18 protein-coding genes and 2 tRNA genes are annotated in these 21,925 nt (G+C 62.7%); 13 read left to right on the forward strand and 7 right to left on the reverse strand.

Annotation, left to right across the window (positions count from 1 at the left end; genetic code table 11):
- Positions 1-62: 62 nt before the first annotated feature.
- From B3M53_RS06845 to B3M53_RS06860, 4 genes are all read right to left on the reverse strand, one after another.
- The gene (locus B3M53_RS06845) at positions 63-494 is read right to left on the reverse strand and encodes a peptidase S1 (protein ID WP_273020334.1); all 432 of its coding nucleotides are present in this window, start codon (positions 492-494) and stop codon (positions 63-65) included.
- Between the two features lie 272 nt (positions 495-766).
- The gene (locus B3M53_RS06850; RefSeq protein ID WP_273020335.1) at positions 767-1,087 is read right to left on the reverse strand and encodes a heavy metal-binding domain-containing protein; all 321 of its coding nucleotides are present in this window, start codon (positions 1,085-1,087) and stop codon (positions 767-769) included.
- Positions 1,088-1,161: 74 nt separating this feature from the next.
- A complete protein-coding gene (scpA, locus tag B3M53_RS06855; protein ID WP_273020336.1) occupies positions 1,162-3,303 on the reverse strand; it encodes a methylmalonyl-CoA mutase in 2,142 nt (713 codons plus the stop codon).
- On the reverse strand, positions 3,300-5,267 hold the full coding sequence (locus tag B3M53_RS06860; protein WP_273020337.1) for a methylmalonyl-CoA mutase family protein: 1,968 nt from the start codon (positions 5,265-5,267) through the stop codon (positions 3,300-3,302). Before B3M53_RS06860 ends, scpA begins: the two co-directional genes overlap by 4 nt.
- Positions 5,268-5,410: 143 nt before the next feature.
- On the opposite strand from B3M53_RS06860, the gene B3M53_RS06865 reads away from it, so the two are divergent.
- Positions 5,411-6,232 carry a DUF2793 domain-containing protein gene (locus B3M53_RS06865; RefSeq protein WP_273020338.1) on the forward strand — a complete coding sequence of 274 codons (822 nt, stop codon included), beginning with the start codon at positions 5,411-5,413 and terminating at the stop codon, positions 6,230-6,232.
- A gap of 19 nt (positions 6,233-6,251) precedes the next feature.
- Here the strand turns inward: B3M53_RS06865 and B3M53_RS06870 are convergent, their stop codons facing one another.
- Complete coding sequence (locus B3M53_RS06870; RefSeq protein ID WP_273020339.1) at positions 6,252-7,265, reverse strand: alpha/beta fold hydrolase; 1,014 nt, start codon at positions 7,263-7,265, stop codon at positions 6,252-6,254.
- A 355-nt stretch (positions 7,266-7,620) separates the two neighbouring features.
- Positions 7,621-7,695, reverse strand: a tRNA-Thr gene (locus B3M53_RS06875).
- 115 nt (positions 7,696-7,810) lie between these two features.
- Here B3M53_RS06875 and B3M53_RS06880 point away from each other — a divergent pair.
- The 9 genes from B3M53_RS06880 (at position 7,811) to B3M53_RS06920 (ending at position 12,984) form a co-directional block, all read left to right on the forward strand.
- Complete coding sequence (locus B3M53_RS06880) at positions 7,811-7,960, forward strand: hypothetical protein (protein ID WP_022701925.1); 150 nt, start codon at positions 7,811-7,813, stop codon at positions 7,958-7,960.
- Between the two features lie 150 nt (positions 7,961-8,110).
- The gene (gene murA / locus B3M53_RS06885) at positions 8,111-9,388 is read left to right on the forward strand and encodes a UDP-N-acetylglucosamine 1-carboxyvinyltransferase (RefSeq protein WP_022701926.1); all 1,278 of its coding nucleotides are present in this window, start codon (positions 8,111-8,113) and stop codon (positions 9,386-9,388) included.
- Positions 9,389-9,835, forward strand: a complete 447-nt coding sequence (locus tag B3M53_RS06890) for a DUF2948 family protein (protein WP_022701927.1) — start codon at positions 9,389-9,391, stop codon at positions 9,833-9,835.
- A 28-nt stretch (positions 9,836-9,863) separates the two neighbouring features.
- Positions 9,864-10,337, forward strand: coding sequence for a UPF0262 family protein (locus B3M53_RS06895; protein ID WP_022701928.1), 474 nt, complete (start codon positions 9,864-9,866; stop codon positions 10,335-10,337).
- 2 nt (positions 10,338-10,339) lie between these two features.
- Entirely contained in the window at positions 10,340-10,762 is a 423-nt protein-coding gene (locus B3M53_RS06900) for a low molecular weight phosphatase family protein (RefSeq protein WP_022701929.1), read from the forward strand.
- A gap of 153 nt (positions 10,763-10,915) precedes the next feature.
- Positions 10,916-11,134 (forward strand): translation initiation factor IF-1, encoded by a 219-nt coding sequence (gene infA / locus B3M53_RS06905; protein ID WP_009800516.1) that lies wholly within the window; start codon positions 10,916-10,918, stop codon positions 11,132-11,134.
- A gap of 7 nt (positions 11,135-11,141) precedes the next feature.
- The gene (locus B3M53_RS06910; protein ID WP_028284800.1) at positions 11,142-11,726 is read left to right on the forward strand and encodes a Maf family protein; all 585 of its coding nucleotides are present in this window, start codon (positions 11,142-11,144) and stop codon (positions 11,724-11,726) included.
- On the forward strand, positions 11,723-12,787 hold the full coding sequence (locus tag B3M53_RS06915; RefSeq protein WP_273020340.1) for a ribonuclease E/G: 1,065 nt from the start codon (positions 11,723-11,725) through the stop codon (positions 12,785-12,787). Before B3M53_RS06910 ends, B3M53_RS06915 begins: the two co-directional genes overlap by 4 nt.
- Positions 12,784-12,984 (forward strand): DNA gyrase inhibitor YacG, encoded by a 201-nt coding sequence (locus B3M53_RS06920; RefSeq protein WP_022701932.1) that lies wholly within the window; start codon positions 12,784-12,786, stop codon positions 12,982-12,984. The genes B3M53_RS06915 and B3M53_RS06920 overlap by 4 nt, the downstream gene beginning before the upstream one ends.
- Positions 12,985-13,052: 68 nt before the next feature.
- Here B3M53_RS06920 and B3M53_RS06925 read toward each other — a convergent pair whose 3' ends face one another.
- Entirely contained in the window at positions 13,053-15,689 is a 2,637-nt protein-coding gene (locus tag B3M53_RS06925; RefSeq protein WP_273020341.1) for a TonB-dependent receptor domain-containing protein, read from the reverse strand.
- 194 nt (positions 15,690-15,883) lie between these two features.
- Here B3M53_RS06925 and B3M53_RS06930 point away from each other — a divergent pair.
- The 3 genes from B3M53_RS06930 to B3M53_RS06940 all read left to right on the forward strand — a co-directional run bounded on the left by B3M53_RS06930 (position 15,884) and on the right by B3M53_RS06940 (position 21,852).
- Positions 15,884-15,959, forward strand: a tRNA-Phe gene (locus tag B3M53_RS06930).
- Between the two features lie 377 nt (positions 15,960-16,336).
- On the forward strand, positions 16,337-19,168 hold the full coding sequence (locus tag B3M53_RS06935) for a S8 family peptidase (RefSeq protein WP_273020342.1): 2,832 nt from the start codon (positions 16,337-16,339) through the stop codon (positions 19,166-19,168).
- A 125-nt stretch (positions 19,169-19,293) separates the two neighbouring features.
- Positions 19,294-21,852 (forward strand): EAL domain-containing protein, encoded by a 2,559-nt coding sequence (locus tag B3M53_RS06940; RefSeq protein WP_273020343.1) that lies wholly within the window; start codon positions 19,294-19,296, stop codon positions 21,850-21,852.
- Positions 21,853-21,925: the final 73 nt, after the last annotated feature.

Genomic DNA, 21,925 nt, shown 5'->3' on the forward strand with positions numbered 1-21,925 from the left:
AACAGAAAAAGGCGGCGCTCGGGTGAGCGCCGCCTTTCGGCAGTCTGTTTTGAGCGAAGCGCCTAGTATTCGGTGACGTACAGGGTCGCCGGGGCGTTGGTTCCTTCATAGACGCCGACCCAGATGTCGTACTGGCCGGCCTCGCCGAAGCGGATGGCCGGATTGAGGCCATTCACGTCATCCGAGCAGTACCATTCGCCGTCCGGACCATTCACCACCAGCGTGGTGTCGGCGTTGGAATTGGCGCCGATGGTCATCTCGCCGCCGCCCCACATCAGGCGGGCGTCCGGCGCGTTGGCGATGGCGCCGTCACAGCCCACATTGCCCGCATCAACCATGCCGCCGGCGGTGATTTGCAGCTCGGCGGGATCAGGCAGGAAGCCGGCGTTCAGCGAATGCGTGCCATAGGTCGGGTTCAGGGTGTAATCCTGAGCGATGGCGGCGGTGCTGGCGATCGCGGCCATCGCGACGGCGGTCAGGAAAGTCTTGTTCATGGCGTCCCCCAAGAAAGGTGTGTTCGTCTGGCGCCTGTCGCCAGCCCGGCTCGTCCGCCCTGTGTTTTCGATTGGCGGCGAATGCAGGCGGACCTTGCCCCGCCAAACATGAACGCAAGGTGATTGCGATCTGCAAGGCGCTAAAATTTCACGTTAACCCTTAGGGGGTTGGGTGGCGGGAGGTTGTGATCTCCACACCCTGTCATCCCCCGCGATATGCGGCGAACCCATGCCGGTCGGTTGAAGCCTTCACAGCGCTGCAGAACACAAGATCAGCCCAGCACCACCGCCGTGCCCGACGCGGACACCATGAGCATGGAGCCTTGCTCGCCGATCACTTCATAGTCGAGATCGACGCCTACAACCGCGTTCGCGCCGAGCTTGCGCGCTTCATCTTCAAGCTCTGACAGCGCGATCTGGCGGGCCTCACGCAAGGGTTTCTCGTAAGAGCCCGACCGGCCGCCGACAATGTCGCGTATGCCCGCAAACAGATCGCGGAACAGGTGCGCGCCCAGAATGGCCTCGCCGGTGACGACGCCCTTGTAGTCGTGGATATGACGGCCTTCGACAGACGGTGTGGTGGTGACGATCATGGGGAGGCTCCTTGGCTTTGGGCTTTAAGGCCAAGCGTGGAGCCTCACTTGATGGATGTCACCTTACGGTCCCGTCAGGCTTCGCTTGCCTTCTCGACAATATCGATCAGCTCCACAGCGCTGTCCGCGATGACCGTGCCCGGCGGGTAGACCGCGGCGGCGCCCATGTCTTTCAGGATCGGGACGTCTTCGGGCGGGATGACGCCGCCGACAATGATGGTGATGTCGGGGCGGCCCATTTCGGCGAGCTGTTTCTTGAGCTCGGGCACCAGGGTGAGGTGACCAGCGGCCAGCGAGGAGGCGGCGACGACGTGGACGTCGTTTTCCACCGCCTGACGCGCGGCCTCTTCAGGGGTCTGGAAGAGCGGACCGATATCCACATCCCAGCCCAGATCGGCGAAGGCGGAAGCGACGACCTTCTGACCGCGATCATGGCCATCCTGGCCCATTTTCGCGATCAGGATGCGCGGGCGGCGGCCTTCGTTTTCAGCAAAGGCGTCAGAGGCTTCAAGCGCCTTCTTGACCTTTTCGTCATCACCTGAGGCTTTCAAGAACACCCCCTGAACCGATTTGATTTCCGCCTTGTGGCGGCCGAACACCTTTTCCATGGCGTCCGAGATTTCGCCCACCGTCGCCTTGGCGCGGGCGGCCTCGACGGAGAGCTGCAAGAGGTTGCCGCCGTGCTCCGCCGCGTTGGTCAGCGCTTCAAGTGCATGCTCTACAGCTTTGGGGTCGCGTTCGGCACGCAGCTTTTCAAGCTTGGCGAGCTGTTCCTTGCGGACCTTGGAATTGTCCACTTTCAGAACCGGAATGTCTTCAGGCTCGTTGAGGCGGAATTTGTTGACGCCGACAATCGTCTGCAGGCCGGAATCGATTTTCGCCTGCGTCTTGGCGGCGGCTTCCTCGATCCTGAGCTTGGGCAGGCCCTCTTCAATGGCTTTCGCCATGCCGCCCAGCGAATCCACTTCCGCGATATGGTCCAGCGCGCGAGCGGCCAGATCATGGGTCAACCGTTCCACATAATAGCTGCCGCCCCACGGATCGATGGCGTCGGTGAGGTGCGCCTCGGTCTCCAGAACCAGCTGGGTGTTGCGCGCAATCCGGGCGGAGAAGTCGGTCGGCAGGGCCAACGCTTCATCCAGCGAGTTGGTGTGCAGCGACTGGGTGTGGCCATCGACCGCCGCCATGGCCTCGACCGCGGTGCGGCCAACATTGTTGAAGACGTCCTGAGCGGTCAAAGACCAGCCCGAGGTCTGGCTGTGGGTGCGCAGGGCGAGGGATTTGGCGTTCTTCGGGTTGAACCGCGCCTTCACAAGGCTGGCCCAGATCAGGCGCGCGGCGCGCATCTTGGCGATCTCCATGAAGTAATTCATGGAGACGCCCCAGAAAAAGCTCAGCCGTGGCGCGAAGGCGTCCACATCGAGCCCCGCCTCGACGCCCGAGCGAATGTAATCAAGACCGTCGGCGATGGTGTAGGCGAGCTCGAGATCGGCGGGGGCGCCAGCCTCCTGCATGTGATAGCCGGAGATCGAGATCGAGTTGAAGCGCGGCATCTCCTTGGCCGTATAGGCGAAGATGTCAGAGATGATCCGCATGGAGGGGCGCGGCGGATAGATATAGGTGTTGCGCACCATGAACTCTTTCAGGATGTCGTTCTGGATCGTTCCTGAAAGCTGTTTGGGGCTGACGCCCTGTTCCTCGGCGGCGACGATATAGAGCGCCAGAACCGGCAGCACGGCGCCGTTCATGGTCATCGACACGCTCATCTGATCGAGCGGAATGCCGTCAAAGAGCTGGCGCATGTCGAGGATGGAATCGATGGCGACGCCCGCCATGCCCACATCGCCGATCACGCGCGGATTGTCGCTGTCATAGCCGCGGTGAGTGGCCAGATCGAAGGCCACCGACAGGCCCTTCTGACCGGCCTTGAGATTGCGGCGGTAAAACGCGTTTGATTCCGCAGCCGTCGAGAAGCCGGCATACTGACGGATCGTCCAGGGGCGCTGGACGAACATGGTGGGGTAGGGGCCGCGATGATAGGGCGCGGCGCCGGGATACCCGTCAGTGAAATCAAGCCCGGCCACGTCTTCGAACGTGTAGGCGGGCTGGATCGGCAGCTCTTCCGCCGTCATGTGAGGCGCGCGTTCCGGCGCCGGGCCTGGCTGGATGTCGGGCTGGCCCAAACCGATCTGGGTGAAATCAGGATGCTGGCTCATGAGCTCACTCCCAGAATGGTGTGGGCGCGTTCGCCATCCTCGAGACTATGGCTGCGCATGTGAATGAAGTGGTCGACGCCGGGAATGGAGCCCGGCTTGCCCGCCACCCAGATTTCCTGCGCGCCGGCCTGTTTGAGCGCTTCGGCCAGCTCTTCCGCCATGTCGGAATACGCGTCGTCCGTGCCGCAGATCACAGCGAGTTTTGAGCCGGTTTCTGCAAAGGCGTCCGCGCAGGCGTCGATGTCAGCGTATTCGCGGGCTTGATCTGTCTCGACCCCGGACACGGCCAGCCGGTTTGAGGCGAAGCTGGCGCGGGCGTTGAAATCCGCTAGCGCGCCCAAAGTGGCGAGGAAAGCGCGGGGCGCCTGGCCGGTCTTTTCTGCATGGGCGTCGGCGGCGTCGCGCAGCGCTTCGAAGGGCTCGGCCATCCGCATGTATCGCAAAGGCGGCCAGTTCTGATCCGGCGCTTCCAGCAGGCGAATGGCGTGACCGTTGGCGGCGGCTTCAAGCTTGTCAGCGAAGGGCTGCGGCTCCAGCGTCGGCGCATCGAGCTTGGGCGGCGTATAGCTGCGCTGACCCGCCTCGACGGGACGTTCTTCCAGATTGGCGTATTGCGTCACCCCGATGAGGCTTTCACGGCCTTCAGCATATTGCGCCACATAGGCGTCGCGGGTCTTGGCGACTTCATTCTGCAGCCAGCCCGCCTTGACCGTTTCAAACAGGCCGCCGCGGCGCTCGATCTGCTGGAACAGGTCCCAGCCCGCCTGCGCCAGGCGGTGACCCAGGGTTTCATGCAGATAGCTGCCGCCTGCCGGATCTGCAGTCACGCCCAGATGGCTCTCTTCCATCAGCATGATTTGAAGATTGCGCCCCACACGCCGGGCGAACGACGTGGCCGCGCCCAAGGGCTCGTTGAACGGCCTTACGGTGATGGAATCCGCGCCGCCCGCAGCAGCCCCAAGACCCGCGCAGGCGTTGCGGATCAGATTGGTCCAGGCGTCGCGCGCCGTCAGCATGCGAGAGGAAGTGATGGCGCAAATGCGCATGCCTTGCGCTTCCGGCGAACAGCCGAAGGCTTCCGCCACTCTGGCCCAGACGCGTCGCGCGGCGCGCAGCTTGGCGATGGTCAGATGCACGTCAGCATCAGCGGCGAAGCTGAACTCCAGCGCATTGGCGGCCTGATCCGGCGTCAGACCATGATCAATGAAGGCGCGCATATAGCTGGCGCCGCCGCCGCAGGCGAAAGCCAGCTCCTGCGCCGCCGAACCGCCCGCTTCATGCGGAGCGTTGGCGGTGATGGAGACCACCTTGATGTTGGGCGCATGATCCGCGCACCAGGCGGCGGCCTCCGCCGTGCGCTTCAGGCGTTCAGGCAGGTTTTCTGCGCCGCCGCCGGCCAGGGATTTCTGCCCGATGGGCGACAGGCCGAGCCCGCCTTTCAGCGTGCTCAGATCCAGTCCCTGATCGCGTATATAGGCCAGAGCAAGAGCTGCGTATTGCGGCGCCATGCGCGAGGGCTGCAGATAAACCGGCGCGAGATCGAGCATGACCCCGTCCAGCACGGTTTTCAGCTCGTCGAGCGTCCGGACCGCGACGCCCATGGCCCCTGTGGGGTCAAGGGTGAGCGCAATCTCGCTGACCCCGCCTGACAGCTCGCTCAGGAGTGCGGCGTTCGCGGCTTTGGGGTCCGCGTCATCAATGATCTGACGGACGCCCCAGGGCAGATAGGGGTCGCGCTCCGCCGTCAATCCGCGCAAATAGGGCGCAGCTCCGGGCGCAGGCAACGGTCCGATCGCGTCACGGTCGGTGCGCGTGAATAACGGTCCACGCGCGACACCGTCGAGGGTTTTGCGGACAAGCCGCTCCAGCGGGGCGCCTTTGAGGGCGGCCTCAGCCATGACGCGCCATTGCGCGTCGTCGATGGCCTCAAATCCCTCGGCCAGGGGGCGGATAGAGTCAGTCATATCGTGTGGGTACACCGGCTTTGACGATTAGAAAAGCCGCGCTTGCGGACGTTTCGCCACTGCGGAATGCGGGGCGGCTTATCCGCTACCGCTGCTCCGCCTTCTAAGCTTGTGTCCTGTCAGCGGTGAAAGGACTGATCCCCATGCAAGAGCGCACCCCCCGGCTGGACCTGCCCTGGCTGATGCCGGCCCAGGCCCAGAAACATGTGACCGTCAACGAGGCGCTGGCGCGTCTGGACATGCTGGTGCAGGCCAGCGTGTTGAGCCGCACTCTGTCAGGTCAACCTGAGACGCCGTCCGAAGGAGAGGGCTATCTTCTGCCCGATGCGCCTCAGGGCGCAGATTGGTCATCGCAAAGCGAAGGCGTTCTGATGGTGTTTCACGAAGGCGTCTGGACCGCCGTCCAGCCCTGGGCGGGGCTGACCGTCTATGTGGCGGATGAAGCGGTGAGCCTGATTCATGACGGCTCCGAATGGACCGCCCTCAAAGACCAGGTTCGTGCGCTTGGGGGGCTTGAAGCGCTGGGGGTGGGGACGCAGGCGGATGCGGTCAATCGGGTCGCGATCAAATCCACAGGCGTCTTGCTGTCAGCCGATGACGCCGGGCCGGGCGATATGCGCCTGACGATGAACAAGTCGGACGCTACGCGAACGGCGAGCCTGGTGTTTCAATCAAACTGGTCCGGCCGCGCCGAGCTTGGCCTGACGGGCGATGAGGCGTTCTCCATCAAGGTCTCAGACGATGGCGCGAGCTGGCTGGAAGCGCTGAAGGTGTCAGCGGGAGACGGCGTTGTGACGCTGTCGGGCCTGAGCGTCTTGTCAGATCGGCTTAGCCTGAGCGCCAGCCATACGCCGGCGAGCGCTGCAGCGCCGGGCCAGGCGGGCGATTTATGCTGGGACGGCGATTTTGTGTATGTGTGCGTCGCCGCCAATCAGTGGAGACGCTCGGCGTTGTCTGCATGGTGAGCTGATACGCCTCGTCGGGTCAGCGGCGATGTGCGGCGAGCGCCTCGAACACGGCTCGGACTTCGCGATGCATTGGAGTGGTCATGATATGGCCTGACCGTTCCACCCAGTGCAGGCGCGCATTCGGGGCGGCTTCGGCGAGCCGCTGGGAGGCGCGCCCGGGACAGACCAGATCATAGCGGCTCTGGATTATGTGCACCGGCATGGTCAGCGACCGGGCGTTGTCCAGAATCTGCCCCGGTTCCAGAAAGCAGTCATGGGCGAAATACCAGGCCTCTAGCAATGAATGCGCGGTCAGCCAGTCGGCGCCGCGTTCGGCATAGTCCTTCTTGATCTCGGCATTGGACTTGTCCAGCCAGCCCAGGGTCTCCTCATACTCGCTCCAGCGATAGAGCACCGATTGCTGCAGGGTTTCCAGCGGAGTATCCGGATCTTCAAGCCCTGCCAGAAGCGGCCGCCCGGCGGCGATTTCATCTTGCATCCGTTCAAGCGCCCAATGACGAAAGTCGAGCGGGGTCTGACAGGCGGTCGGTACGCCCTGCATCAGGCGTTCGAGCGCGTCAGGACGGATCGACCCTGCGCCCGCAGGATCGTGAAACCAGTCCATTTCCTCGCGTTCGCCGAGCATGACGCCTTCTATCACCAGCGTTTCAACACGGTCCGGATGGCTTTGCGCATAAGCGAGAGCCAGCGTGGAGCCCCAGGACGGACCAAACAGGGTCCATCGCTCCAGACCCAGCGCCTCTCGCACGCGCTCCATATCCTCGATCAGATGTGCGGTGGTGTTGGTCTCCAGCACGAACAAGGGGCGTGAGCGACCGCATCCGCGCTGGTCAAACAGCACGATGTTCCATTTGCTGGGGTTGAAATACCGCCGGTGCCGCGGGCTGGCGCCGGAACCCGGCCCGCCGTGAACGAATACAACGGTGGGCGCGTCGGGGTCGCCTGAGCTCTCGACATAAAGCTCAAAGGCGTCATCAACTTGAAGGCGGGTGCTTGCGTAGGGCTCAAGCGCGGGAAAAAGCGGGGTCATAAGTGGCATTCGACGGGACCTGGCAGAAACGACGCGCGAGACAATTATTTCGATTTATTACTTTATTTGCTTCTGTTTGGAAGCGCGGAGGTAACAAGGCGGAGTCTGTTTGCAGGCCATACGAATTATTTGCATCGCATCTTTTAATGCAGCTAGCCAGTACGGGCGTGTGGGGCTCACCTGAAAGCCAGGGCTCAATCGCCAGGCTTTGCAAAACACCTTCCTGGCAGTGCTTTGCAACGAAAGCTGGACGCATATGCATCCTCACGAGGAGCAAGCCAGCAGCTTGCAAACCAACGAGTTCGCAAGACACGAGCGCCTGTTTGCGGGCTATATGAAAATTTTGAAGAAAGAGTGGTGCCGCTAGAGTGAATTGAACACTCGACCTCTCCCTTACCAAGGGAACGCTCTACCCCTGAGCTATAGCGGCGTCCGGTAGCAAGAGCATGCTCTCGCGTCGTCGGAGCCGGGCTTATAGCGTTTGATTCTTCTCGCGCCAAGACCGGGCTTGACCTCTTTTGCAGATATAAGGCAGTTGAGAGCCCATGAGCACCTCAGATCACAAGCCTGCAAAGGGCGAAACACCGCCCACCGATCGAGAGCAGCGCCTGGCCCAGGCCTTGCGCGCCAATTTGCGACGACGCAAGGCGGCGGCGCGCAAGAGCGATGCGCCAAAACCGGGCGACGCGTCTTAAAGCGTTCAGCGCCCTTGCGTTCAAAGCGCGGCGCCCACAAATCATCGCCTCTGTGACGCCCTCATTTCGTCATCGTGCGAATGCCTTTACTACGGGCGCTGAAGGGTGGGGCGCTGGCGTCGGCGCACGCCTTAGGACCATGAGGGCAGTATGGACAGCATTTCTATTCGCGGCGGATCGCGCCTTTCCGGTGACATCGAGATCTCAGGCGCGAAAAACTCCGCGCTCAAGCTGATGGCCGCCTGTTTGTTGACGGACGAGCCGCTGGAGCTGTCGCGCATGCCGCGGCTCGCCGACACGCGCTTTCTGGGGCATTTGCTGGCGCATCTCGGCGTCACGGTGGAGGAGCGCGCCGGAGCGAGGCTGTTCATGCACGCAGATGCTCTGGGCGAGCCTTTCGCGCCCTACGACCTGGTTCGCAAGATGCGGGCGAGCTTCAACGTGCTCGGTCCTTTGATTGCGCGGGTCGGCCACGCCAAGGTCTCGCTGCCGGGCGGTTGCGCCATCGGCGCGCGCCCTGTGGATCTGCATTTGCAGGCGCTGGAGGCGCTGGGGGCCGAGATCGAGCTTTCTGAAGGCTATGTGAACGCCAAGGCGCCGTCAGGCGGGCTGACCGGTGCGCGGATCGTCTTTCCCATGGTGTCCGTGGGCGCCACCGAGCACGCCATGCTGGCGGCGGTGCTGGCGAAGGGCGAAACGGTGCTTGAAAATTGCGCCCGTGAGCCGGAAATCGCCGATCTCGCCGGTTGCCTGAACGCCATGGGCGCCAAGGTGAGCGGCGCGGGAACCGCCACCATCACCATTGAGGGCGTGCCTAAGCTTCATGGGGCGGACTGGGCCGTGGTTCCAGACCGGATCGAGACCGGAACCTACGCCATGGCCGCCGCTGCGGTGGCGGGCGGCGACGTTCTGCTCAAGGATGCGATCTTTGATCATAATGGCGCGCTTTGGGATTTGCTGCGCAAGGCCGGGGTCGATGTTCAGGCGGAAGAGGGCGGTGTCCGTGTCCGGCGCAATGGAGCGCTGAAGGCGGTCGATATGCAAACGGCGCCATTTCCGGGCTTCCCGACAGATCTTCAGGCGCAATTCATGGCGCTGATGAGCCTGGCCGAGGGCGCCTCGGTGATCCGCGAAACCATTTTTGAGAACCGTTTCATGCATGCGCCGGAGTTGTCGCGTCTGGGCGCCCGGATCGATGTGCGCGGCAATGAGGCAGTGGTGCGCGGCCCGTGCGCGCTGAAAGGCGCGCCGGTGATGGCGACCGATCTGCGCGCATCTGTCAGCCTTGTCATCGCCGGTCTTGCTGCGGAAGGTGAGACTGTGGTCAACCGAATCTACCATCTGGACCGGGGGTTTGAGCGCCTGGAGGACAAGTTGTCCGCCTGTGGCGCGCAGATTCGCCGCGTTGCTGAAACTGCGGAGAACTGAATGACCGGCTACACGCCGATGCGCCTGTTGGCGCAATCCACTGACGATCTCGCCGTGCTCTCCGCCGCGTTGCAGGACGCTGTGGGGCTGCTGGGCGATTTTCAGTACGAGCCGAAAGCGCGCCAGTTCACGCTGGCGCTCAACCGGTTCCGCTGGGAAGGTCCGAGCAAGGGGCATGGCGAGCGCGTGCGCGCGGCACTGCAGGTTGGCTCGGTGCTCAAGGCGCAGGCCAAACGCCTCAATCAGGCCAATGAAGATGGGGTGATCAGCCTCCTGACGCTGGCGTTTGAGCCTGATGAAGCGCCGGGCGGGGTGCTCAGCTTCACCTTTTCCGGTGGCGGCGAGCTGCGTCTTGAGGTGGAATGCATTGATATGGCTCTGGCGGACGTGTCCGAGCCCTGGCGGGCGGCGGCGCGGCCGAGCCATCCAGACGAAGACGAGGCATGACCCGCAACCGGGTCGACAGGAGTTCTTTATGACCGATCAGCGCCTGGTCGCGGTCGAGCTTGACCAACTGACCATCGGCAAGGCCGATGAGGCCGTGGAGCATGAGCGCCGCGTGGCCATTGCTGATCTATTGGACTCCAACACATTTCATCCCGCCGATTCCGAGGCGGGCCCCTATGCGCTGCGTCTCGCCATCGAGGATCAGCGTCTGGTTTTCGACATCAAGCGCGAAAACGGCGACGCCGTTCGCATGTTCGTGTTTTCGTTGGGGCCGCTGCGCCGCATCATCAAGGATTATTTCCTGATGTGTGAAAGCTATTACGCGGCTGTGCGCGACGCGCCCTTGGGCCAGATCGAGGCGATCGATATGGGGCGGCGCGGGGTGCACAATGAAGGCTCCGAGCTGCTTCGTGAGCGCTTGGCAGGCAAGATCGAGGTGGATTTCGATACGGCGCGGCGTCTGTTCACCCTCATTTGCGCCTTGCACCGGCGAGGCGCCTGAGCATGGCGGTCCCCTCCGTCGTTTTTGTGTGCGGCCGCAATGCGGTGCGCTCTCCCATGGCTGAAGGATTCTGGAAAGCGCGTTTCGGAGCCGACTGCCTGGCGCGATCCTGCGGCGTGGAGCCGGCCGCCTGGCCGGACGGCTTCATGATCAACGTCATGGGGGAGAGCGGGGTTGATCTATCAAACTTTGAATGTCGCGATCTGGCCGACACTGCGGACGACCCGGTCGAGCTTGTGGTGTGTCTGGCCGAGGACGCCGATCCCGCCGCCAGCGCCTTCGCAGACGCGCGCGGGGCGGACTATCAGCTCTGGGCGATTCCCGACCCGGCGGCGGCTGAAGGCCGTCATGAAGCGCGTCTGGACGCCTATCGCGCTGCGCGGGACGACATAAAAGCGCGTATTTCGGCGTTTAATCCGGACTAGTCCTTACAACCGCGCTCGACGATCGCCGCGATCCCGCTTATATAGCGGCACGAGACCGCCCGACGCTGGCATGATATCTCATGCTAAAGCGTACGGGGTTTTTGCGTTTGGCGCACTCGCGCCTGATATACGCCATTGATCAAGAGGAGCTGCATGGCGAAGGAAGAACTGCTGGAGTTTCCAGGCGAAGTCGTGGAACTGCTGCCCAATGCGACCTTCAAGGTCAAACTGGAAAATGATCACGAAATCATCGCTCATACGGCGGGCAAGATGCGCAAGAATCGCATCCGCGTGTTGGCTGGCGACAAGGTTCTGGTCGAGATGACGCCTTACGACCTGACCAAAGGGCGCATCACTTATCGCTTCAAATAAGGTGAGCGTGACGCCCGTTTCCGTGCGCGCGCCGTTTGTGCTGGCGAGCGCCTCTCCGCGTCGACGTGATCTGCTGGTCGGGATCGGTGCGCCGCCCGATCAGATCGCGCCCACAGATATCGACGAGACCGAGCGACCTGGCGAGCTGCCGCGCGATCTGGCGCTGCGGCTGGCGGTCGAGAAACTCGCGGCCGCCGAGCATCCGGGCGCCTTTGTCCTGGCGAGCGACACGGTCGTGTCCGTCGGCCGCCGCATCCTGCCCAAATCGGAAGACCGGGAGACCGCCGAGGCATGTCTGCGGCTTTTGAGCGGTCGCAATCACCGGGTCTATACCGGCGTCGCCGTGCGCGCGCCGGACGGTCGCGAGATCAGCCGCGTGGTCGAAACCCGGCTGGCCTTCAAACGGCTCAGCGAGGATGAACTCACCGCGTATCTCGATAGCGGGGAGTGGGATGGAAAAGCGGGCGGTTACGGCATTCAGGGCCGCGCCGGCGCCTATATCAGCAAGCTGATCGGCTCTTACACCGGGGTGATGGGACTTCCGGTTTATGAGGCGCGGCAGATGCTGGTCGGATTGGGATATGTGTTTTGAGAATCGTCGCTGCTGAGCATGTGGGTGAAACCCGCGCCGCCGTTCTGGATGGTGATCGCGCCATCGAGCTGCATCTGGAGCGCTGGTCCGAGCGCGGCCAACGTGCGTTGCGCGGTGAAGTGTTTCGCGCCCGCGTCACCAAGGTGGACGGATCGCTGAACGGCGCCTTCTGCGAGATTGGGCGCGGCCCGACCGCTTTTCTGCCGTTCGGCAAGGCGGGGCGCCCTGAAGGCCTTCATGAAGGCGCCGCTATCGGCGTTCAGATCGCGCGCGAACAATTTCAGGAAAAAGGCCCCACGCTGACCCTGTTTGAGGTCGAGCCGGGCGAGGCGCCGGAAATCGTGGTGGCGGCGCCGCCGCTGGCGGAACGCCTGTCGATGATGTTTGAAGCGCCCGTGCGCACGCCCAAAGAGGCGGATGTCGCCCTTGATGAGTTGTTTGACGAGGCGCTGGAGGCTGTGGTCCCGCTGCCGGGCGGCGGCAAGCTGATCATCGAGCCGGTGACGGCGATGACGGTCATCGATGTGGACGCCGCCGGACGCCAGTCTCAGGGCGGCGCGCCGAAAATGGCGCTGGATTTGAACAAGACTGCGGCGCGTGAAGCCGCGCGCCAGATCCGCTTGCGCGGGATTGGCGGCGTCATCGCCATCGATTTCCTGCCCTTGAAGAAGAAACAGGATCAGAGCCAGCTCGACCAGACGCTGAAGGGCGCGTTCAAGCGCGACCCCGCCAAGGTCGATGTGGCGCCGTCCAGTCGCTTCGCCATCGTGGAGCTGGCGCGTCAGCGGCTGGGCCGCGCCCTGCACGAAATTGCTTGGGAACGCTTTGGCGTCGACAGTGTCGAGACCTGTGCGCTCGCCGCGCTGCGCCGTCTGGAGGCTGAAGGTCAGGCCAAACGCGGCGGCCGTCTGGCGCTGCTGGCCGGTAAAGAGGTTCACGCCTGGCTTGAAACCGATCCCATCGGATGGTCAAAGGCGATGAAATCGCGCCTCGGCGACCGGTTCGAACTGGTGCTGGATGAAGCCAAGGGGGCGCGCGATTTTGAGGTTCGCCCGCTATGAGCAAATCCAAACCCGGCTGCCCGATCTGCAAGAAACCCGTCGATCCCCAATACAAGCCCTTCTGTTCGGCCCGCTGCGCCGATGCAGACCTTGGGCGCTGGTTCTCCGGCGCTTACGCGGTGCCGGGCGAACCGGTCCCGCCCGAAGCCCTGCCGCCCGAAGCGCGCGGCGATGAGGAGGGCGGGGATCAACACTGATCCGCCGTCGACGACAAAAAAGCCCCGCAGCATCGCTGCGGGGCTTTTGTTTGATCTGAACTCTGACCCTAGCGAGCCACGCTGATCCGGGCGTAGAGCACCCGGCCGCGCGCGTCATGTACCTTGGTGTCATAGCCCAGAGGCGTATTTACGGTCGGCGCGGCTTCGTCAAAGACGTTTAGAGCGCCCAAAGAGGCGGTCAGCACATGGCCGCGCACCTCTTCGCTCCAGCCCGCCTGAAGGTCATAGGCGGTCCAGCTGTCGATTTCAGCGCCGCTATTTTCATCATCGTCATAGGACGAGATGAAGCGCGCTTGCGCATTGACGCTCCACGGCCCGTTCATCCAGCCCGTGCGTACGCTGGCGCGCCATTGCGGCAGGGAGCGGGCGAAGTTGGTGAAGTTGCGATTGCCCGCGGCTTGGATCGCCGTGTTGAGCACGGGGTCGAAGAGGGTGAATTCGTCGATATAGACCGCGTCCAGCCCGGCGTTGATCAGGCCGAACCGGCCCAGATCCACGCCATCATGGGAGATCGCAAAGTCCACGCCTTGCGCCTCCACGCTGGGGGCGTTGACGAAATTGGCGCGCACCAGCACCACATCGCCAGCTTGGGACAGCTCGACGCGGGGGTCGTTATAGACCCCGTCATCGGCGAAGTCGGCGGCCAGAATGGCGTTGGCGCTTTCCTCGATGATCAGGTCCTCGACCTCAAGCCGCCAGGCGTCCACCCGCGCGCTCCAGCCGCCATCGCGCCAGCTGGCGCTCAGCGTGTAGCTGTCAGAGCTTTCAGGATCGAGCGCCGTCGAGCCCACCGTGCGCACCGGGCGGAACAGGCTTTGATTGCCCAAGGTCAGAGATTGCAGCGTGGTCGTGGCGCTGACTTGCTGATGCAGGGACGGCGCGCGGAAAGATTGCGCCCAGCTTGCCGACAGGGTCAGGCTTTCGGTGACATCCACCGCCAGCGCGATCTTGGGATCTGTGGAGGAAAACGCCTCCAGATCTTCATGCCGCGCCGCAAGGGTCAGGCGTGCTCGCTCATGAAGCGGGATGACGCTTTCGGCGAACAGGCTGGCCACGTCACGCTCGCCGGAATAATCGGGCCCGCCGACGATGAAGAGGAAGGCGTCGTCATTGAAGGTCTGGCCGTGATTGACCTCAAGGCTTTCGGTGCGCAGCTGTCCGCCGACGGTCAAGGACACGTCGCCAGCGGGGAGCGCGAACAGGGCTGCGGTGGTCACGCTGGCGTCCAGGCTGGTCAGTTCGGAGGCGGAGGTGCGCACATCCTCGCCCAGCATCCAGGCCAGAAGCTCCGGATTATTATAGCGCGGATCTGTCGGGTCAGTGACCAGAGCGCCGGAGCCGAACGGATTGAACCAGTAACAGCCCGCGCTCTCATCGCCCGCGCTGGCGCCCGTCTGGCAATTGGCGCCGCCGAACCCATTGAGCGCTGCGCTCACACGGTCTCCGATATGATCGGTGATGGTCGCTTCCAGCTCATTGCGGGAATAGGCCAGCGTGACCGCGCCCGTCCACTCGCGACCCAGAGCGTCAAAGTCATGTTCCAGCCCGGCGTCCAGCCGCAGCGTGTCATGATCAAAACTGCGTCGCGCCGCGCCGGAGCTGAGGCCGCGCGGACGCCCGTTCCAGATCACGTCCTGCCCGAAATAATTGCCCGGATTGGCGACGGGGATGGTGGGAAAGCTCAATGCGGGCAGGGAGGGGGAGTTGCCGCGCGTCAGCTGCGTATCGGCCCAGGCCGCCCGCACGGTCAGGCGCGTGTCGCCGAAATCGCCGCTAAGGGCGCCATAGAGGTTCAGTCGGGTTTCATCAGGGATCAGTGAGAAGAACTGGCCGTAATCGAGCCGGCAATAGCCCGGCGTGCCATAGGCTGTATCCGCGCCCAGCACCAAGGGCTGGCCGCCCGCCGCGGCGCAATCGCGGTCGATGATCAGCTGACGGCCGCCCGGCGTGGGAACGGAATACGCGCCCGGCTGGCCCAGAGCGGACAGGCCGGTGCCCGGAATGAAGTCGGTCTCAAAGCCTTCCACGCCATCGGTGTCGCGATAGCTGATCGCGCCGGTCAGGTGCAGCGCGCCCATCTCGGTCCCGGCGATGGCGGAGAGGATGGAGGCGAAGCCCGCGCCGTCAAACCCGTCCGGCCCGCGCGCTTCAGCCTGAACCTCGAAGCCCTCATACCGGTCGCGGGTGATGACATTGACCACGCCCGCAATGGCGTCCGAGCCGTGCAAGGGCGAGGCGCCGTCTTTCAGGATCTCGACTCGGCTGATGGCGATGTCCGGGACAAGCGCGTTCATGTCCACAAAACTGGCGCCGTCGTCAGAGGCCACCGAAGAGGGCGCTTGCCGGACGCCGTTGACCAACACCAAAGTCGCCCCGAGGCCCAGGCCGCGCAGATTGACGCTCGACGTGCCGGAAGTGTCGTTCTGGGTGCCAGGATCGTCATTGAACTCAGAGCCGACAATGGCGGGATTGAACGCCAGCGCATCGCCCAGGTCGGACAGGCCGCTCGCGGCGAGCGCGTTTGAGTCAAGCGTGATGACAGGGCGGTCGCCCGTCTGCGTGCCGGGCGCGCGACCCGCCGTAATGGTGATGACATCGTCGGTGACGGACTGGCCGAACGCCATGCCGCCTTCACCCAGCACGGCCATCAGGGCCAGCGCGCTGACGCAGACTTTGTTTTTCATTGCTCGCCTCGGAGGTTTTAGTCTTATTCTTGGCAGAGCGCGTAGCAGCCCCCGACCTGTATGGGCAAGCAGGAAGGCAGACCGGACAAATCTGAAATTGACTGCACAAGACTGATTGGAGGGCATGGACAGCCCCCGCGTGCTTGCCTATAAACCGCGTCCTCAGCGCGACGCACATTGATTTGCGTCTCGCCGCCCGGGTAGCTCAGTTGGTAGAGCAGCGGATTGAAAATCCGCGTGTCGGTGGTTCGAATCCGCCCCCGGGCACCATTCTTCTTTTTCTGAACCGGTAGACTTTGCTCGACCTCGTTATTCGGGGCGCAGCCGACTGTGCGTTTCCCAGCACCCGAGAGCCGGGGCGCCCCCCGGCTGGAAACACTGGCGAGTCGGACTTTATGAATATTGATATGCCCTCGACCTTTCTGGCGCTGGCAGCCAAGCGCGCCTGCGCATCATATCTGCGATGACGTAGAGGACTGTAAGCCTTGGGGGTTTGCGCCTGCGCAAGTGCTTTAATATTTGCTAAGCATAGCAATGAATTCATGGTTTATTAACCCCATCTGTTAGCCCGGTAGAACAGAGTGATCCCTTATCGTCGTGATCTGGAGGTCGCCAAAATGACAAATCGGACACTGAACACTTTTCTGATGAGCGCAGTTTCGGCTTCGGCCTTGAGCCTGGCGCTCTCCGCCGGCGCATTGGCGCACAACGGCAAGAAGCCCGATGACAGTGATCAGGAACCCATCCGTCTGATCTCTCCCTATTACGGGGACATCAATCCGTTCTACGGCGACATCAATCCGTTTTATGGCGACATCAACCCGTTCTACGGCGACATCAGCCCATTCTGGGGCGATATCAGTCCGTTCTGGGGCGATATCAGTCCGTTCTACGGCGATATTGACGCCTTCTGGGGCGACATCGACGCCTTCTATGGTGACATCGACGCATTCTACGGCGATATCGACGCGTTCTACGGTGATATCGGCGCGTTCTGGGGCGATATCGGGCCGTTCTGGGGTGATATCGACGCCTTCTGGGGCGATATCGGCGCCTTTAATGACGGCGAGTACGGCACGCTCCTGACCGATCTCAACGCGTTGTTTGACCGGGCGGAAGACATCTTCGGCCCAGCTTATCAAGGCGTGACGGGGACGGATTTTGAAAGCGGTTTCCAGGCCGAGCTGACCGCACGCTTTGGCATTGATCTGAATGATGCGCGCTCTCTGGAAGGGCTCGACGCCGAAGACCGCGCCCGTTTCTTCCTGGAATTCTATGACGGGCTGATGCGCTATTCCGGTCGCGACCATGTGGATCACTGGATGCCGGCGATCAACTGGACGCCGCGCCTGGCGCAAGAGGCGGGCGGCGGTTCCTGGGTGCTCGTCGGTCTGGTCGACTTCTCAGTGCCGTCCCGGATCTCAGGCCTGACAGGCAACAATAACGGCCGGGATTATCTCGATTTCAACCATGGTCTGGCTGTGGCCAGCCTGATCGGCGCAGACCATGACGGTGAAGGACTGATGGGCGTCGCGCCCAACGTGCTCATGACGTTGTCTAATCCGTTTGATGAGAGCCTGAGCACGAACTGGACCGATGTGCGCTCGAGCGTACGCCGACAAGTGATGACCTCAAGCATCATGAATCTGTCGCTCGGCATGCCGGGTTGGACCTTTAATGAAGGCTGGGCGGACGTGTTGTCGGATCGCTGGGTCTCGATGTTCGCCGACAAGACCCTGTTCGTCTTCGCCGCGGGCAATGACGGCGTCACTCAGACGACCGACGTGAACTGGACCGATGTCCGGAACGTTGAAAACCTGCTGATCGTGGGCTCGGTCAGCCCCTCTGGCGAGATTTCAAACTTCTCCAACAGACCGGGCGACGCCTGCTTCGCTGTGAGGGGGCGCTGCGCCGAGGGATCGCGTCTGATGGACCGCTTCCTGGTGGCGCCGGGCGAGATGATCCTGATGCCTGACGGCCAGGGCGGCTATGTGCGCCTGTCCGGTACGTCCTTTGCGGCGCCGCTGGTGACTGGCGCGGCTGCGCTGGTGAAAGGCGAGTGGCGTTGGTTGCAGGCGGGCGATATCGCCGAAGTGCTGCTCTCCACCACACAGGATCTGGGCGCGCCGGGCGTTGACCCGGTCTATGGTCGCGGCCTGCTGGACGTGCAGGCGGCGATGGGGCCGATCAACCGCGAGAATCTGTACGCGGTCACCCGTCGGGGCGAGCGTGTGGACGCCAGCGAAGTGGGCCTGCTGAAAGCGCGCTTTGACCTGACGGATGACTCCAGCATCACGGTCTTTGAGGATCTGCGCGACACGTATCGCGATTTCGAGATGACGCTTGAGGAATTGAGCCTGGGCGATGAAGCGGTCAGCGCCAGCGCGGCCGCGGCCAATCAGAGCTATGTCTTTGAGCGGGTCGGCCAGCCTCTGGGCGCGAGCTTCCGTCAGGGGCCGGCGCAGTCTTATGTGGTGGACCAACGCGACGGCCTGGTGGTCAGCGCGTTCGCGTCATCCTTGGACGCGGGGCAAGCCTGGGCGGATGGCGATCTGCCGTTCCAGGCCGGCATGGCGCTGGAAAACACGGAAGCCGGATATGTTGTCCGCTTTGGTGTGGGCGAGGGCGCCCTGGCGTTCAGCGAGGATAGCGGGTTCGGGCTGGCGAGCGATTTCCGCCCTGAAACCGGCGGCGTAAATCCGCTGCTGGGATACGCCTCTGGTGGGCCGTTCGCCATGGCTGGCTTTGACATGGGCGTGGATACCCGCCTGTCGATCGCAGCCAGCACGACCCGAGATTCCTACGCCTTCAGCAATCCGCTGACGGGCGAACGCACCGCGATCTTCGATACGCTCGACGCGTACGCCGCATCGGCGCTGGCTGTGGATGTGCGTCATCAATTGAATGACGTGACCTCCGTGCAGGCCGGCTACACCCACCTCTCAGAAGATGAGGCCCTGCTGGGCGGTCAGGGGCTGGGCATTCTGGCGTTTGAGGGCGGCTCTGAAACCGACGCTCTGACCCTGGGCGCTGACATGCGAGTTGGCGACAGGATGCAGCTCAGCGTTTCGGGCGCTGTCGCACGGACGGCGGCGACGCAGTATGGCGACGGGATCATGACCTTGTCTGATCCGGCGCTGTCCACCGCTTTCCAGATGTCGCTCAGCCGGACGAACATCTTGCGGCGCGGTGACGCCGTGCGAGCGTCCTTCATTCAGCCTCTGCATGTGGAAACAGGCGTGATCGAGTATTCAGGCCTTGCCGTGGCGGATGCGGAAACCGGCGCTTTAGGGCTGCAAACACAGCGCTGGAGCATGGGCGGCGAACGGCCTCTGGCGATGGAATTGCTTTATGGCCTGGACGCTATGGATGGCCGTTTCAGCCTGAACGCCTTCGGACGGGTTGAAGGCCCGAACGCTGACTTCCGGGCGCAGAGCGCCAGCTGGGCGGGCGGCATGCGGGCTCGCTTGCGCTTCTAAAGGGCTTGAGGCCGCACCTGTCGGGCATGTTCCGGAGGTGCGGCCTTATGCTGATGCGGGTGATTCCAAGAATATTAAGAATAAACGTGTAATTTATTCTTAGGTATTTCTTATGGGGCCATCTGATGTTGCGAGCTGTACTCGCCGCGCTCATTGTTGTCTGTTTCAGCTTGACCCATGCGGTCGGGCAAGCGGCGCCCTCTACCTATGATGCTCTGATTGAAGAGGCCCAGGCCGCCATGATGGCGGATCCGGCGCAGGCTCTCGCTAAGGCCCAGGCTGCTGAAGCCCAGGCCGAAACCAACAATCGGACTGAGGGACACGCGCATTCCGTAGCGGCCGCGCTTTGGCTGCAAGGCGAAGCGCTGACACGGCTCGGACGCGCGACCGACGCCAGCCCGGTGGTGGATCGCGCCATTTCCCTGTTGGGCGCCTCGCCGCCTCCCACCCAGCTTTACGCCGACCTTCTGGTGGCGCGTGGACGCATCGCAAAAGACCGTGGGGATTATGCGCTGGCGCTGGATAGCATGGGGCGCGCCTATGATATCTATCTTGAAATCGACGCGCTGCGTAATCAGTCCATTGTGCTTCAGACCATCGGCTCGATCTATTCAGCGGGCGGGCGGTACGAGCAGGCGATCCAGCATTTCTCCGATGCAGCCGAGCGCTATGAAGATCCCATTCTGGAATTGGCCGCCTCAAACAATATGGCGAACGCCTATCGCGAAATTGGACGTTATGACGAGGCCAAGATTGCGTTTCAGGCGGCGCTGCAGATCGCGGAAGCCATGGACAGCCAGGTGTTGCAGGCGCGCATCCTGAACAATCTGGGCGCTTTGCATGCCGCCAATGCAGCTTATGACGAAGCCGATGAGGTGATCGATCGGGCGTTTGCGCTGTTTGAAGGCCGGGAGGCGGGCGAATGGTCCCGGTTCCTGTATGGCGTGCGGGCGCAGACGGCGCTGGGCCGTGGTGAACTGGAAACAGCTCGCGATGATATCCAGCGCACGTTTGAAGGCGTGCCGTTGGAGGCGTCGACCCAGCCCTTCACGGACTTTCATGAAACCGCCGTCGAAATCTACACGGGTCTGGGCCAGTTCGAGCGCGCGCTGGAACATGCGCAGGCCTTCAAGCGGCTTGAAGATGCTGCGCGCGACATCGCTGCGTCCGCCAATACAGCCTTGCTGGCCGCGCAATTTGAATTCACTGAGCAAGAGTTGCAGATCAACCAGTTGCGCACGACAGGGCTGGAGCAAGACCTGGCCTTGGCGACCGCCCGCAGCCGGACCCGGCTGATCGGCGCAGGGGCGGCCCTGGCCCTCATTTTTGGCGCCTTGCTGTTCAGCCTGTATCTCTACAGGGCGTCCAAAGAGCGTCAGGCGATCCTCGCAAACGCGCTTTATACCGACGCCATGACGGGGCTTCCCTCTCGCAGCGCGCTGGAGCGTGCGCTCGCAAAGGCCGAGGCGCGTGATCGTGAAGTTGCGTTGTTGGTGGTCAGCATCAATCGTCGGGATGCCCTGAACGGGGCGCTTGGTTTTGGCGCCTTCGCTGATTTGTGCGTGCAGCTGGCAGAGCGCCTTAAGACGGATGCGGCGACTGAGAAACTCGGTTTGATCGCCAACGGCGATCTGGGCGTGATCCTGGACTACGCCCCTCAGGATTCCTTGCTGGATGAAGATTATCTCGAGCAAGTGGCGATGCGTCTGCATCGGCTTGTGCAGGAGCCGTTCAAGATCGATGACATTGACATCGATCTGACGGTGACGGTCGGCGGCATGCCCTATGAGGGGGATGATTGCATCAAGCAAGCGATGATCGCTGTGGAGCAAGCGCGTGAGACGCATGTTGGCTTTGCGCGTTTTGACGCCAAGACGTTCGGCGACCCGTCTGAAAATCTGGCGTTGATGAGCCGCATGGCCGTGGCCATCTCCGAAGGCCATATGGACCTGCATTATCAGCCCAAGCTGAATTTACGCACAGGCCAGTTTGATGGGGCGGAAGCGCTGGCGCGCTGGCATGATCCCAAGACGGGAAATATCTCGCCCGGTCAATTCGTGCCGTTGGCGGAAGAAACCGGCCATATCTGGAGTTTGACCGAATGGGCGCTCAAGCGCATCGCGCGCGATCAGCTCGCCTTGTCTCGCGCGGGTCATGATGTGGCTTTGTCGATCAATATTTCAGGGGCCTTGCTCACAGATCCCGATTTTGCCGCGCTTGCGGCCCGGATCGCGGCGCAAGCGCCGGGCCAGCTGATCTTCGAGATCACGGAAACCGCGATCGTGTACGATATGAAACGCGCCGCACACACCCTGGACCAATGGGTTCGGGCCGGCGTGAAATTGTCCATTGATGATTATGGGGTCGGTCAGTCTTCGCTGGCTTATCTGAAGGATTTGCAAGCGCATGAACTGAAGCTCGACCGCTTCTTCTTGCAAGACTTCAATGACTCCCATCGTGATCGCTTGCTGGTCCGTTCCTCTGTGGAGATGGCCCATACCCTTGGCATGCAATGCACGGTCGAGGGCGTGGAGGATGCGGACATGTTGCCGGCGCTGCAGGGGCTCGGCGCTGATTGGGCGCAGGGCTTTGGCCTGGCGCGCCCCATGCCGGTGATGGATCTCGTTGGTTTGTTTCAGCACCAGGCGGAAGGCGACGCTCCGCTAAGCCTGTATCGCCCCTGATCTGTGGGTGATGTGAACAGGCTCACGCTGTGACACGCTGACGCCTGCAGCGCATGCGGTTCTCCTGACGCGA

The sequence above is a fragment of the Oceanicaulis sp. UBA2681 genome (genome assembly GCF_002354675.1).
Classification (GTDB): domain Bacteria; phylum Pseudomonadota; class Alphaproteobacteria; order Caulobacterales; family Maricaulaceae; genus Oceanicaulis; species Oceanicaulis alexandrii.

Bases quoted from the DNA above. Each gene is read 5' to 3' on its own strand.
- scpA (WP_273020336.1), bottom strand. From the start codon at position 3,303: ATGAGCCAGCATCCTGATTTCACCCAGATCGGTTTGGGCCAGCCCGAC.
- B3M53_RS06940 (WP_273020343.1), top strand. From the start codon at position 19,294: ATGTTGCGAGCTGTACTCGCCGCGCTCATTGTTGTCTGTTTCAGCTTG.
- B3M53_RS06925 (WP_273020341.1), bottom strand. From the start codon at position 15,689: ATGAAAAACAAAGTCTGCGTCAGCGCGCTGGCCCTGATGGCCGTGCTG.
- B3M53_RS06880 (WP_022701925.1), top strand. From the start codon at position 7,811: ATGAGCACCTCAGATCACAAGCCTGCAAAGGGCGAAACACCGCCCACC.
- B3M53_RS06860 (WP_273020337.1), bottom strand. From the start codon at position 5,267: ATGACTGACTCTATCCGCCCCCTGGCCGAGGGATTTGAGGCCATCGAC.
- B3M53_RS06850 (WP_273020335.1), bottom strand. From the start codon at position 1,087: ATGATCGTCACCACCACACCGTCTGTCGAAGGCCGTCATATCCACGAC.
- murA (WP_022701926.1), top strand. From the start codon at position 8,111: ATGGACAGCATTTCTATTCGCGGCGGATCGCGCCTTTCCGGTGACATC.
- B3M53_RS06865 (WP_273020338.1), top strand. From the start codon at position 5,411: ATGCAAGAGCGCACCCCCCGGCTGGACCTGCCCTGGCTGATGCCGGCC.
- B3M53_RS06845 (WP_273020334.1), bottom strand. From the start codon at position 494: ATGAACAAGACTTTCCTGACCGCCGTCGCGATGGCCGCGATCGCCAGC.
- B3M53_RS06870 (WP_273020339.1), bottom strand. From the start codon at position 7,265: ATGACCCCGCTTTTTCCCGCGCTTGAGCCCTACGCAAGCACCCGCCTT.
- B3M53_RS06920 (WP_022701932.1), top strand. From the start codon at position 12,784: ATGAGCAAATCCAAACCCGGCTGCCCGATCTGCAAGAAACCCGTCGAT.
- B3M53_RS06890 (WP_022701927.1), top strand. From the start codon at position 9,389: ATGACCGGCTACACGCCGATGCGCCTGTTGGCGCAATCCACTGACGAT.
- B3M53_RS06900 (WP_022701929.1), top strand. From the start codon at position 10,340: ATGGCGGTCCCCTCCGTCGTTTTTGTGTGCGGCCGCAATGCGGTGCGC.
- B3M53_RS06895 (WP_022701928.1), top strand. From the start codon at position 9,864: ATGACCGATCAGCGCCTGGTCGCGGTCGAGCTTGACCAACTGACCATC.
- infA (WP_009800516.1), top strand. From the start codon at position 10,916: ATGGCGAAGGAAGAACTGCTGGAGTTTCCAGGCGAAGTCGTGGAACTG.
- B3M53_RS06935 (WP_273020342.1), top strand. From the start codon at position 16,337: ATGAGCGCAGTTTCGGCTTCGGCCTTGAGCCTGGCGCTCTCCGCCGGC.